This window comes from Peribacillus sp. FSL R5-0717 (assembly GCF_038002945.1).
Lineage (GTDB): Bacteria > Bacillota > Bacilli > Bacillales > DSM-1321 > Peribacillus > Peribacillus frigoritolerans.
The window spans coordinates 4,720,070-4,733,271 of the sequence record NZ_JBBOOF010000001.1 but is presented as its reverse complement, the minus strand read 5'-3'; the positions used below and the strand labels follow the sequence as shown (position 1 = coordinate 4,733,271).

Below are 13,202 nucleotides of genomic sequence, written 5' to 3'. Positions count from 1 at the left end.
ACACTCCTTTTTCAACAGTTCAGGTCAATTCTTTTACCTGCTTTTTATCAGTAAATTAACCGCTTCCTTGACTAGATGATCAGTGCCCTCTCCATTCTCGACGTTTTCCCGAACGCATTGCTCAAGATTGGCACTTACGATAACACCCATGGACCTATCGATGGCACTTCGAGTAGCCGACAACTGAGTGACGATTTCTCTGCAATCTTTTCCCTGCTCCATCATTCCAAGAACACCCTTGATTTGTCCTTCAATCCGCTTCAACCGATTAATGACACTTTTATCAAACTCCATACTCCGCCTCCCATCTATTTACAACAATAGCTAATCTCCTTTTCCGTTAAGAAGTGCAGCCCCAAGTTCACTTCCAGTTTATTAGCAGCAATGACATAAATGTTTTCAAGTAAGATCTTTATTAAAACATTTCAATAGGCATAATCAACCTTATCGTGCTTAGATTATAAGCGCCTAGCCAATTAAATCGTATTTTACTCGTGAGTTTGCACGTTTTACTCGTGAGTTTTTGCGTTCTTAACTTTGTGAGTTTATATTATACGGATGGGGGTATATTGTCAAGCTAGAGTTAAACTAACTAATAAAGTTTAGCATCAAGCTTTGAGGAGAATTCTTCAAACTCGTTTTAACTGGGGTGATGAAAAACTTGTCTTGATATAGATGTTTCTGAAAACTTATGAAATTGCCGATCTAATCTCCCTCTAGAAAATTAATCTCTTGAACCGCATAATGTCTATCCTGCCTTTGGATATAAGATGGCATCGTCTACTATTATTAACTAGATTTCATAATGACTATTTATTTGAAGGTTCATACTGACTCCACCACTTATAGTAAAAAAATAGTAGTGCAAACCTATCCCTTGGTTTGCACTACTATTTTTTATTTACCCTATGCCTCTATGGTAGGTATAAGCTTTCGAATACTTTTCATATGTTCAAGGCTTTGAATGGATTCTAATAAACTTTTCGCAGATTCTTTTCCTAGAATTGGAGTTGTCAGCCAGAAAAACTTCTCTTTTTCTTCAGCGTTTAACGGATAATCATAGTCTCCTCTTGCTTGTATAATATCGGATTGATAAGTGTCACCATCCTGCATTACTATTTTAACCATACTTAATGCCCTTTCAGGAAATGCTTCGTTAAGTTTTTGATCCACTACTACTGTAATCTTGTCCATCATGCTAAGAATAATTGGATCATTCAGATGTTCTAGTACTTGTATTGGTCCCACTTCACCGTAAGAAAGAAATGCTGCAACAGGAAAAAGTAAATTATACTGTGCTTCCTCTGTAGTTTCTGGATATTCTTTCGATAATGCTGCAGATTCTGTAAATGTATGAATTACTATTTTTTTAATATTTTCGGATATTAGTATATTTCTACTTTGAATTTCCCTAATGGCTTCAATAGCTGGCTGTGCCCACCGACAGCATGCATACGGCTTATAATATAGTTCATTTACGCGATAACTTTCTCCTAAATCGTTTGTAAGTCCTTCTGCTTCTTCCAATGTAAATAGTGATGGAATCCCTGTATAGCCTGCTTTTACCAAATAAGCTGCACTTAGCCCAGCTATACATCCCCAATTAACCCCGTCCTTTAACATGGAAGGATGTTCGATGCAACGCATCATTGGAGAATAAGCACCGAAATATTCTGCATTGCCCAGTGAGTGATCAATAGTTCTTCCCTTAAGTCCTAAAATGTACGAAACACCTGCTGCAGCTCCGACAGCCCCCATGAACCAGTGCAGTGATAATCCGGCCTCATCAGGTGTGCGCCAATACCCGCACGAATACCCACTTCATAGCCTATAAGGAGTGCCGTCAAAAACTCTTCTCCGCTTATATTATTATCTTCTGCAACGGCGAGCACAGCGGGGAAAATGACAGCGCCGGGATGTCCTTTTGTGAGACGATGACCATCATCTAAATCTAGGGCATTTGCCATTGTCGCATTGACAAAAGCTGCCCCGGCAGGAGTTAATCTTTCTGGGAACAGGAAAACCGAGCTGTTTCCCATCCCCCACTGCGAAACAGCAAATTCTTTTGAAATCTCTGCTGCTCTCGTATTGCGGCCTGCAATGATACAAGCGATTATGTCTGCTAGGGCTTCTTTGAGTGAAGTTAGTGTGTCTCTGTCCAAACTCTGAATCGACTCAGATTCAATTCAATATAGGTGATGAGCGAATTATTAGCTTTCATCTCAATCTAGCATTCCCTGTTCATCCAGCCATGTTTTAGCCACTTCATTAATATCTTCATGTTTAATATCAACAAGATAATTTAAATTCTTCATTGTATCTGAATCTAACTTATCTGAAAGTGCATTAAGAAGATCTCTTAATTCCGGATTTTTCTTTAATACTTCTTGACGAATGACCGGGGCTCCATTATATGCCGGAAAAAACTGACTATCATCTTCTAACACAACAAGTTTAAAACCTTCAATGCGTCCATCTGTCGCAAAACCTACCGCTACATCAACCTGGCCTTCTTTTAAAGAGTTATATAGAAGTCCTGTATCCATTTTGACAACATTTTTAGCTGGTAAAGAGAAATTATATTTTTTCTCTAAACCTTTCATTCCATCTTTTCGCGCATAGAACTCAGAGTTCGATCCAAATTTTAATTTACTAGAATCTTGATTCACAATATCAGCTAGATCTGATATGGATTTGATTCCTAATTCTTTTGCATAATCCTCGCGCATTAAAATAGCATATGTGTTATTAAATTCGGATTTATTTAACCATTCAAGTTTATTCTTTTTGTCGATTTCTTTTACTTTTTCATATGCCTTTTCGGGATCAGTTTCAACAGGTTCCTTTAAATAAACCATCAGTGCCGTACCCGTATACTCCCAGTACACATCGAGCTGACCATTTTCAAGCGCGGAACGTGCCACTGTACTGCCCATACTACTTGCTTCATCAACTTTGTATCCTTTTTCTTTCAAATAAATAGAAGTAATTTGTGTCAAAATGTGCTGTTCAGTAAAATCCTTTCCGCCCACTGTAATTTTCCCTTTATTTTCATTTGAACCGGCATTAGACTCCGAAGAACTGCATGCTGTAAGCATACAGGCAAGAAGTGCGACACAAAATAACATGCTAAACTTTCTCATTTTTACTTCCCCCTTTATTGTCTTAAATTAAATCAGCTTTTCTTTGCAATCCTCTGGGAGTGGTGGCTACTTCAATTTTCCCTAATAAGAAATCAATAGCAATGGCCAAAAAGATAACCGGCATGGCACCTGCGAGCATTATGCCTGGATCGTAAAGTGAGATTCCGGTGAATATAAGGTCACCCAACCCACCACCTCCAATTAAGAAAGCAAGTGCGGCTGATCCCACATTAATAACGGTTGCTGTACGAATGCCTGCAAGAATTGCATATGACGCATTTGGGAGTTCAAGCTTGAAAAGAATGAGTTTTTGCGTCATACCCATTCCTGTTCCAGCATCAATGATCGATGGAGGAACCGATTGAATTCCAGCAATCGTATTCCGTAAAATTGGAAGAAGTGAGCTGAACCACAGCGCAAATACCGCGGTTTTCCAGCCTAAACCTAGGTAACTCATGACCAGCGCTAAAATGGCTATACTTGGCACCGTTTGTCCGATATTCGCAAAATTAACTACAATAAATTCAAATTTTTTAAACTGAGGTCTCGTAATAAAAATCCCAAGCGGCACGGCCACAAGAATGGCTGCCATGGATGAAAGCGCCACCAATTTCATGTGCTGTCCAGCTAAATGAAGAAGTTCATCAGAGTTATCTTTTATATATTGAAATGCACCTGATTGGAGAGCATAAGCTAGCAGTGCAACAATAATCAACAATAACAAAGCACGAATCAATATTTCTATCTTGTTTATTTCCTTCATTAAGACACCCACCTTATTGAATTATTGACTTTAATTTCGAAGGGTGAACACCTGTCAAAACTTCAAAGTCACCAATACCTAATACTCCGCTTGGCTGTCCTTTATGATCCAAAATCACAGCTTCCCCTTTTGGTGATGATAATAATAGAGACAGTGCTGTTCGAAGATCTGTATCAATATTAACCACATATTCGCTAGATTCAATTTTCATATTCATTTTTCGATTTACCTTTTTCGCTTTATTTAATAGATCCCTGACCGTTAATAGTTGTAAACGTTTAATTTCACGATCACTTCCAATAAAATTGTTCACAAAATCATTTTTGGGATTAGACAAAATCTCATCCGGTGTTCCATACTGCATGATTTGACCATCGTTAAATATAGCAATTTTATCCCCAAGACACAAAGCCTCATCGATATCGTGACTAATAAATAAGATCGTTTTCTTTACATCTTTTTGAATTCGTAAAAATTCATTTTGCAACCTATCGCGAATAATCGGATCTAGTGCCCCAAATGGTTCATCCATCAACATAACTGGCGGGTCTGCCGCCAGCGCCCTTGCCACTCCAATACGCTGTTGCTGTCCGCCTGATAATTCCCAAGGATAACGCTTTCGGTATTCCTCATGGTTTAACCCCATCATCTCCATTAATTCTTTGTATCGTTTTTTCATTTCCCCTTCGTTCCAATCCAGCATCTTTGGTACAACATTAATGTTTTGTTCAATTGTCATATTCGGAAACAAACCATTTTGTTGAATTACATAACCGATTGAACGTCTCAATTCGATTGGATCCAATGAGTAAATATCTTTTCCTCCGACTTCAATAGTCCCCTCTGTGATAGAAACCAAACGATTAACCATTCGTAAAAGAGTTGTTTTCCCACAACCTGAGGGACCAAGAAATACACAAATTTCTCCTTTTTCAATTGTCATATTTACATTATCTACTGCCTTCACCGATTTTCCAGAGCTTTTGTATACCTTCGACACATTTTTAAATGTAATCATAAGTCATCCCCTTTCTTATCCTATATGAGCTTTTTTGGGCGAAACTCGTTTTTGTACCAGACCTAGTAAATAGTCAGCAGCGATCGCTAATATTGAAACGGCAATGGCTCCAGCTTGAACCATCTCTGTGTAACTTGTGGATATTCCTCTTGCGATATATACCCCAAGTCCACCCGCACCGATATAGGCAGCAATTGCCCCAATTCCAATCGTTAATACAACGGCCATTCTAATTCCTGCCATAATTACTGGAAGGGCAATTGGGATTTCAACTTTTAAAAGACGTTGCCATGCCGTCATTCCCATTCCTATTGCAGCGTCGCGCATATTGGGATCTACATTTTTAACAGCGATGAATGTATTACGGATGATTGGAAGCTGCGAGTACAAGACCAATGCGATAAACGCTGGTAAAAACCCAATCCCTTGATTAATGATAGATAAAATCGGAATCATGATACCGAACAGTGCAATACTTGGTATCGTCATAATAATGCCTGCTACTGCCAGTACAAGATTTGATAACTTTTCATGCTGTGTAATATAAACTCCAAATGGAACACCGAGTAATATGGCTACACCAACTGCTAATCCAACTAATTGGATGTGCTCCCATGTCATTGCTAAAAGCTCTCCCCAGTTCGACCCGATAAAGTCCAATAAATCCACTTTTTTACCCTCCTTTAATTTAAATGATTCGATTCTGACTTAATAGTCTTGCATAGTTCAGGTCACTTTTTTTTAGTTGTGTAAAAATAAATTGCTTTTTAATATGGTCTAATGTCACTTCTATAAATGTTTTCCTACTTAATTAAACAAGCTTCTGCTAAAATTTCCACAATGTGTTTAGCATCCACATCTCTTGTACCGCTTCTCTCTACACCTAGCTTCATTTGGAGCAGGCACCCCGGATTTGTTGTAACTATTGTTTTTGCTTTTGTTTTTCCCGCCTTATACATCTTTTCGTCTAATATTTTCATCGATTCATCAAAATTCATTAAATTATAAATACCGCCAGATGCACAGCAACGGTCACTTCCCTCCATCTCCATATAACTTGCCCCTGGTATGGATCTAAGAAGCTGCCTAGGTTCTTGAAATACTCCCTGGACATTTCTCAAATGGCAAGAATCTTGATACGTAATAATACCAACCCATTCTTTTTTAAACGGGAGAGGACCAAATTTCACCAGAATTTCGGTAATATCTTTTGATTTCCCTACAAATGCTTCACTGCGCTTTTTCCATTCAGATTCTTGTCCAAAAAGGTGATTATACTCACTAAGCATCGCTCCGCAGCCTCCAGCGTTATTGACATAATAATCGGCACCGGATGCTTCAAATGCTTCTATATTTGCTTTTGCGAGTTTTACAGCCTCATCTTTCATTCCTTGATGGGAATGAAGTGCACCGCAACATTTTTGATTTTTCGGAATAATCACTTCACAGCCAATTACTTGAAGCAGTTCAATTGTTAGCCTATTAATCTTTGACATGATAGCGTCCATGATGCATCCCGGAAAAAAGGCAATTACTGCTTGTGTCTCGCCTAATGCTGGAAATTTTTGTCCGTATTTATATCGTTTGATTGGTGCTTCGAGCTCCGGCAGGATCTTTTCAAACTGTCCCATCGACTCTGACACTTTGTTAATCATTTTTGTTTTTTGCACCACTTTATTTATTTTTGTTTTTTGATATAGCCACGTTAGATTGCCTAATGTACGAAGACGATTGCGATGCGGAAATAAACTGGTCAGCGTAAAATCGACCACTTTTGTTTGAATCTTAGGTTTATTTTTTTGCTTTTTATGATGTTCATGCTTTTGATGTTCTGTTATGACTTCTTTAGCTGCCTCATAAATTTGTCCGTATGGTACATTAACCGGGCACGCTACTTCACAGGCTCTGCAACCAAGACAAAGGTCAATTGGCTCAGCTAGATCTTTTTGAAGATCGATTTTTCCCTCTGCAGCCATTTTAACCAGGTTAATTCGTCCGCGAGGTGATTGTGATTCTTTCCCCATAGATTCATAGGTTGGACAAGCAGGAAGACAATATCCGCATTGCACACATTGATTGGTTGCTTCATACGAAAGATCACGCAATTTTTGAGTAAACTTATCTGTAATTGCTAATTTCTTTTCGTGAGGTGCTTTATTCATGTTAATTCCACCTTTAGTTTTCCAGGCTGTGGAAATATTTTTCCTGGGTTTAATATAGAGTTTGGATCCCATGCATCTTTAATTTTTTTCATCATTAGCAATCCATCTGACCCAAGCTCTAATTCCATATAAGGAGATTTTAATATCCCAATCCCATGTTCCCCTGAAAGCGTACCGCCAAGTTTGATGGCAGCTTCAAAAATTTCACTTACTGCATCTTCGACACGTTTCATTTCTTCGATATTTCTCTTGTCGGTAATAATATTGGGATGGAGGTTACCGTCCCCCGCGTGACCAAAAACAACTAGGTTCAACTGATATTTCTCACGAATTTGATAAAGCTTTTCAATCATCTCGGGGATTTGACTTCTTGGTACTGTCGCATCTTCCGAAATTTTGGTTGGTCCCATTTGTGTAATAGCTGGAGAAACCATTTTACGCGCTTTCCAAATCTCATCACGCTCAGCATCTGTTTTCGCCACTTTGACACTAGTCGCCCCTTGTAAAAGACAGATATCTTCACATTTTTTTATTTCTTCATCGATTGCCGCTGGATGGCCGTCCACTTCAATAATGACGATGGCTTCCGCCTCAATGGGCAAACCTGCTGGTGAGTAATTTTCAACCGCACGAATACATGCATTATCCATCAATTCCATCGCACTTGGTAATATTCCATTTGATAATATTTTTGTTATGGCATGCCCCGAATCAGCAATTCGTACAAATGAAGCTAAAAGTGTTTTTCTTGCAAGCGGCTTTGGTATTAGACGCAAAATGGCTTCTGTTACAATTCCCAGTGTGCCTTCCGATCCAACTATGAGTCTTGTTAAATCGTAGCCAGTCACATTTTTAACCGTTCGACCTCCTGTGCGAATAATTTCTCCAGTTGGTGTAACAACTTCTAAACCAATTACATATTCCTTCGTAGTACCATATTTCAAGCCTTTTGGACCACTTGAATTTTCCAACAAATTCCCTCCAATTGTTGAAACATGGGAACTGCTTGGGTCCGGTGGATAAAATAAGCCTACCTCTTCTGCCTTTTGTTGTATGTCACTTGTAATTACACTTGGTGAGGAGATTGCCAGTAAATTTTCACGGTCAATCACAAGTTTTTTTTCAAATTGTGACATATCTAGAATCATGCCTCCTTCAACAGCAAGGGAACCCCCGCTTAAGGAGGTAGCCGCTCCTCTAGGATAAACAGGAATTTTAAATTCGTTTGCAAGCTTGACCAAGTCAGCAACTTCTACTTTATTTTTTGGTTGAATAACGATTTCCGGCAAGTATTCGCCGAATGATGCATCAAAGCTGTAAGAATAAAGTTCTGCTAAATCTGTCAGTACCCTTTCTTTTGGAACGATGGTATAAATAAACCTTAATAGCTGCTCTTTCATCACTTGTCATCCTCACTTTTCAATATCTAAAAGCTGCTTTGGATTATGAACGATCATCCTTTCAATCTCGGTTTCTGTTATACCTTCTTCGATCATTGCACTGACAAAGCGACTTAATGCTTCTATTGGCGGAATATTGTGTTCTTGGCCATAATCTGTTACAAGCACACATGACGCTGGACCGATATCCCGTATTGACTTAGCCATTTGTGCTATCGTTAAATCTTGAAAATCCTCACCGCAGGCTAAATAGCATTTCTCGATTATAGCGCCTTTTTTGGCAAACTCTTTTTGCTTTTCTATTGATACTGGGGCAATGCCTAGATCTGCATGCTGAATTAGGATCTTGTCGATATGATGTTCATTGGCTGCGTCAATTAACACAGAGACTTCTTCTTCCGATAGATGACCTGTTGCAAGGGTGATATTTGCTTCACTGATAAGTTCCAGAATTTCAATGACTTCTGGTTTTATCTGTCTATTCTCATCAAAAATAGTTAAACCTTCTTCAATGGGCAGGCTTCGTTCACTATTGAAAAAACGGGTCTTTTTTTTGGCAAAATTACAACAATGCTGATTTGCTGAAATAGTCGGCATCCAAATTATTTTTGCACCTTGCCTTATTGCTGCATCAACCGCTTTGGGTGATAAGCCACCTGTAAATTCATTTAAAACAAGTCCACCGTAAACAAGAAGATCTGGCTCTTTTAAACGGATTAATGTCGTGCGGTCCACAGTGGATGCCTCATGTGCTTTTAATACGGCACCTGCCATTTTAGCTTTTTTTAAGTCTTCTATAAATTCCCAATCAGTCTGCTTTCTTGGGAAAATACTAGGATACGTATGGCAATGTAACTCTATTGCACCTTCTAATAACGGATGAAAATCCATCTATGCCACTCCTTTTTAAAAGTTAATTCTTTAATAAATTAATGCAAGTAACATGCCAACTATATATGGGCTTTTTTTCAATTTCCACATATCTTTTTGATATATTTTGTAAAAAAATTTTTCGCTTTGAAAAAATACTTTTACAAACTTTGAGGATTGCCAAAAACATATGAAAACGAAAAAAAAAGGAGAATTAAAATAATTCTTCCTTTTTTTGCTTAATTTCTTCAGATGACTTATTCATTTGTTCATGATACTTATTTATCTTGTAAAATAGCCGCTGTCTTGAAATTCCCAGCTCTCTGGCTGCTGCGGCAATTTGGCCATCGTTCTCTTCAACCGCAGACAATATAAATTGCCGTTCAATGTCTTCCATTTGTTCTGGAAGCGTTCTCTTTTTATTAAAGGAAACGATAGACGGAAACTCTGCATTCATTTCACTAGATCCCCTAATTTCAGAAGGGAAATCTTGTAACGACAAGTCTTCCTCCTTACATAAAACTGCTGCTCGCTCAACGGCATTTTGAAGCTCCCGAACATTTCCTGGCCATTCATATGCTTTCAATATATTCATAAGCTGAGGTGACACTCGAAAATTTTTCTTCATTTTTTTACAGTGCTTCTCCAAAAATTCCCCAACCAGAAGGGGAACATCTTCTTTTCTTTCTCTAAGTGCCGGAATATGCATATCTATAATATTCAAGCGATAATACAAATCTTCGCGGAAATTCCCCTCTTGTACCATTTGTTTCAAATTACGATTTGTTGCAGAAATAATTCGAACGTCTACTTGTTTTAATTGATTGCTACCAAGACGCATGAAGGATTTCTCCTGAACGACTTGAAGAAGCTTAGCTTGAAGCGTAAGTGGCACTTCTCCAATTTCATCCAAGAAGATAGTACCATTTTGTGCTGCTTCAAATTTCCCTGCACGACTTGCTGTGGCACCGGTAAATGCACCCTTTTCATAACCGAAAATCTCGCTTTCTAGTAAATTTTCAGGGATAGCAGCGCAGTTTACAGCAATGAATTGACCGTTATTGCGATCACTTAAGGAATGAATCATCTTGGCGATCATACTTTTTCCTGTTCCGCTTTCCCCATGAAGAAGAACCGTTGCATCTGTGGCGGACACACGTTCAATTAATTCGTAAATCTGCTTCATTTGCTTGCTTATACTAATAAAGCCCTCTATAGATTCAAGTTTGTTTAACTGACTTTTCAGTTGGATATTCTCTTGTTTCACTTCAAGTAGTGTATAAGCTCTGTTAATAACAAGTTCTATTTCCTCTAGTTTTGCTGGTTTTTCTAAATAATCAAATGCACCTGCCCTTATAGCGGATACAGCGCTTTCTATATCGCCATAAGCCGTCATGATGACAAATACCTTTTGAGGATAGAGTGCCATGAATTCCTCTAAAAGTTCCAAACCATTTGCATCTGGAAGATTTAAATCGAGGAAAACAAGGTTGGGGCCGTCTTCTTTCATTCTTCTTCGTGCTTCTTGTCCATTGGCAGCAAGAATTACTTCATATCCCTTCTTGCGAAATGACAATGATAGAACACGCAAAAGTCTAATTTCATCATCCACAAACAGAATGCTCTTCATATTCATTCTCCTCATGTTTTAGTATTTCAATATGTATTGTGGTTCCTTGAGAGAATACGCTTTCCGCCCATATCTTCCCACCATGTTGAACTATAATTTCGTGAGCAATAGATAAACCTAAACCTGTTCCCTCTGGTTTCGTGGAATAAAACGGATTGAAGACCCAGTTTAATTTTTCTTTCCTAATGCCTTCTCCGGTATCCGAAATGGAAAGCTGCCAATATGCCCCTTTCTCTTTAAGCGCAACATGAATATTACCCTCATCTTTTATCGCTTGAATACTGTTCAAAAATATATTTAAAAGCAATTGAGTCAATTTATGCCGGTCCCCCAAAACGGGAGCTTTACTAGAATTGTATTCGGTTGTGACCATAATGTTTGCATCATTAAATTTTCTTCTTAATAAATTTAGCAATTCATCAGTAATCATAACCAAATCTGTCAGAACATGATTGTTATATTCATCATCTTTTGTTAGCTTCAGAAAATCAGTTAACAGTTTGTTCATGCGATCAGATGCTGTTAAAATATCTCCTGTCAATTCATCAATCACTTCTTTTTCTTTAAATTCATCTTCTATTTGTAGGCGAATTGTTTCAGCAGCAACCTGAATAATACTTAAAGGATTTTTTATTTCATGGGCAATCCCAGCAGTGAGCTCGCCAAGTGATGCTAGCCGTTCACTTTGTTTTAAGTATTCTTCAAGCTTCTTCACTTCACTTACATCACGAATGACAAGAATGGCGCCGATGTACTCATCTTGTTCTCCTTTAAGAAGTGATGCATAGATACGGACATCATGAAATCCCTTTTCTTTATCAATAATATAGCTTTCGACTTCTTCAAAAGACTTCCCTGCATTAAACGTTTTTAAAAGAACGAACTTTTGTATATCATGCTTTATCGGCAAATTAAAAATAAGCTGATTTAATACTTCTTCCCGGCTATAAAGCATTAAATCTTCTGCTCCTTTATTAAAGGTCATAATCCTACCATCCTTGTCCGTAGTAATAACACAATATGGAATGGACTCCAGGATATAAAACATACTTCTTTCTTTTTCCCTCAATTCCGTTGCCATCTCTGATAAAACAATCGATAATTCCTCAATTTCATCATTTGTTTTCACTTTAACGAATGCTTTCCGCTTACCTACTTTATATTCTTGTACATGCTTGATGAGAGTCGTGACAGGAAGAATCACTCTTGATGCACTGAACATAGCAAGTCCTATTGCGATAATGAAAACGATGGAAAAACCTTGTAAAAGTAAACTTTGGACCACTTTTGCAGGCATTAGTGCTTGTTTAATTGGTTCTCCCACAATCAAACTAATATCACCCAAGAGAATGGGCCGATACGCAATGGCCATTTCTTTGTTAAAAATCTCGCCATTCCAAACATCAAAATCTTCTTTTTGAAGATGAATCCCAACCTCATGATTCCGAATGGATTTGCCAATATAACTTTGGTCGGTATGTGCAATAATTGTTCCATTACGGTCAATTATTGCATTCACTCCCTCCTTCCCGATTGCAAATTTTTGAAGGTGTTCTGATAAAACGTTTAAATTTATATAAGCTACAACGCTCCCCTTAAATTCTCCCTTTTCATTAATGGATGGATATGCAATCGCAATGGTCTTGCGGCCGTCAGGCAGTTCCATCATATTTGAAATATAGCTTGTCTGACTCCAGGTGAGCCTTTTTAAAATAGAACCATTTTCTATAAAATCAGAAAATGGAACATTCGGAATACGTAGGTTCAACTTATCCTCTTTATATACTTCTATGAACAGATAAAGTGGATCCTGTGCCAAGATCGTCTCTATTTCTACATGAAAAGCATTCTCTGCTTTGTTATCAATATTTGTAACAATGGGCGATATCTGTCGCATATCGGAAATTGAATTTTTGAAGATATTCTCTGTTTGGTTGCCAAGGGTTTTGGCTATAAGTTCATCTCGATATTCCATTTGTGACCGTACAGATCCATTCATTACATGTACGGCAATCAAATAAAGAGAGGCCAGTACAAACAAAATGACAACTAAAACAATAGTTACATAACGCTTCATTAGCCGTGATTGAAATACTTTCATTTACAAAACCTCGATATGTGAGAAATGAAAAAAGCACTTTATACATTGTTATTAAAGTGCTTTTTATGTGTGCTTCTTAACACCCTCACTTTTAATTGTTACCTATTATTAAGTT

At 37.9% G+C, this 13,202-nt stretch carries 12 protein-coding genes; all 12 read right to left on the bottom strand.

Annotated elements, in window-relative coordinates; all coding sequences use genetic code 11:
• Positions 1-33: 33 nt before the first annotated feature.
• The 12 genes from NYE65_RS22735 to NYE65_RS22680 all read right to left on the bottom strand — a co-directional run bounded on the left by NYE65_RS22735 (position 34) and on the right by NYE65_RS22680 (position 13,087).
• Positions 34-294, bottom strand: coding sequence for a metal-sensitive transcriptional regulator (locus NYE65_RS22735; protein WP_340861758.1), 261 nt, complete (start codon positions 292-294; stop codon positions 34-36).
• A gap of 612 nt (positions 295-906) precedes the next feature.
• The gene (locus tag NYE65_RS22730; RefSeq protein WP_340861757.1) at positions 907-1,758 is read right to left on the bottom strand and encodes a hypothetical protein; all 852 of its coding nucleotides are present in this window, start codon (positions 1,756-1,758) and stop codon (positions 907-909) included.
• Positions 1,716-2,162, bottom strand: a complete 447-nt coding sequence (locus NYE65_RS22725; protein ID WP_340861756.1) for an MmgE/PrpD family protein — start codon at positions 2,160-2,162, stop codon at positions 1,716-1,718. The genes NYE65_RS22730 and NYE65_RS22725 overlap by 43 nt, the downstream gene beginning before the upstream one ends.
• Positions 2,163-2,222: 60 nt before the next feature.
• A complete protein-coding gene (locus tag NYE65_RS22720; RefSeq protein WP_328110009.1) occupies positions 2,223-3,143 on the bottom strand; it encodes an ABC transporter substrate-binding protein in 921 nt (306 codons plus the stop codon).
• 22 nt (positions 3,144-3,165) lie between these two features.
• On the bottom strand, positions 3,166-3,906 hold the full coding sequence (locus tag NYE65_RS22715) for an ABC transporter permease (protein ID WP_328110010.1): 741 nt from the start codon (positions 3,904-3,906) through the stop codon (positions 3,166-3,168).
• Positions 3,907-3,919: 13 nt separating this feature from the next.
• Complete coding sequence (locus tag NYE65_RS22710; RefSeq protein ID WP_340861755.1) at positions 3,920-4,924, bottom strand: ABC transporter ATP-binding protein; 1,005 nt, start codon at positions 4,922-4,924, stop codon at positions 3,920-3,922.
• A 15-nt stretch (positions 4,925-4,939) separates the two neighbouring features.
• Positions 4,940-5,593: an ABC transporter permease gene (locus NYE65_RS22705; protein WP_328110012.1), complete on the bottom strand. Its 654-nt coding sequence runs from the start codon at positions 5,591-5,593 to the stop codon at positions 4,940-4,942.
• Between the two features lie 134 nt (positions 5,594-5,727).
• Positions 5,728-7,086 carry a (Fe-S)-binding protein gene (locus NYE65_RS22700; RefSeq protein ID WP_340861754.1) on the bottom strand — a complete coding sequence of 453 codons (1,359 nt, stop codon included), beginning with the start codon at positions 7,084-7,086 and terminating at the stop codon, positions 5,728-5,730.
• A complete protein-coding gene (locus NYE65_RS22695; RefSeq protein WP_340861753.1) occupies positions 7,083-8,486 on the bottom strand; it encodes an FAD-binding oxidoreductase in 1,404 nt (467 codons plus the stop codon). The genes NYE65_RS22700 and NYE65_RS22695 overlap by 4 nt, the downstream gene beginning before the upstream one ends.
• A gap of 12 nt (positions 8,487-8,498) precedes the next feature.
• Complete coding sequence (locus NYE65_RS22690) at positions 8,499-9,377, bottom strand: DUF6282 family protein (RefSeq protein ID WP_328110015.1); 879 nt, start codon at positions 9,375-9,377, stop codon at positions 8,499-8,501.
• 193 nt (positions 9,378-9,570) lie between these two features.
• Positions 9,571-10,968 carry a sigma-54-dependent transcriptional regulator gene (locus NYE65_RS22685; protein WP_340861752.1) on the bottom strand — a complete coding sequence of 466 codons (1,398 nt, stop codon included), beginning with the start codon at positions 10,966-10,968 and terminating at the stop codon, positions 9,571-9,573.
• Positions 10,961-13,087 (bottom strand): ATP-binding protein, encoded by a 2,127-nt coding sequence (locus NYE65_RS22680; RefSeq protein ID WP_340861751.1) that lies wholly within the window; start codon positions 13,085-13,087, stop codon positions 10,961-10,963. Before NYE65_RS22680 ends, NYE65_RS22685 begins: the two co-directional genes overlap by 8 nt.
• Positions 13,088-13,202: the final 115 nt, after the last annotated feature.

Coding starts and splice junctions, on each gene's coding strand:
- NYE65_RS22720 (WP_328110009.1), bottom strand. CDS start 3,143: ATGAGAAAGTTTAGCATGTTATTTTGTGTCGCACTTCTTGCCTGTATG.
- NYE65_RS22680 (WP_340861751.1), bottom strand. CDS start 13,087: ATGAAAGTATTTCAATCACGGCTAATGAAGCGTTATGTAACTATTGTT.
- NYE65_RS22690 (WP_328110015.1), bottom strand. CDS start 9,377: ATGGATTTTCATCCGTTATTAGAAGGTGCAATAGAGTTACATTGCCAT.
- NYE65_RS22700 (WP_340861754.1), bottom strand. CDS start 7,086: ATGAATAAAGCACCTCACGAAAAGAAATTAGCAATTACAGATAAGTTT.
- NYE65_RS22710 (WP_340861755.1), bottom strand. CDS start 4,924: ATGATTACATTTAAAAATGTGTCGAAGGTATACAAAAGCTCTGGAAAA.
- NYE65_RS22730 (WP_340861757.1), bottom strand. CDS start 1,758: ATGGGGGCTGTCGGAGCTGCAGCAGGTGTTTCGTACATTTTAGGACTT.
- NYE65_RS22715 (WP_328110010.1), bottom strand. CDS start 3,906: ATGAAGGAAATAAACAAGATAGAAATATTGATTCGTGCTTTGTTATTG.
- NYE65_RS22735 (WP_340861758.1), bottom strand. CDS start 294: ATGGAGTTTGATAAAAGTGTCATTAATCGGTTGAAGCGGATTGAAGGA.
- NYE65_RS22695 (WP_340861753.1), bottom strand. CDS start 8,486: ATGAAAGAGCAGCTATTAAGGTTTATTTATACCATCGTTCCAAAAGAA.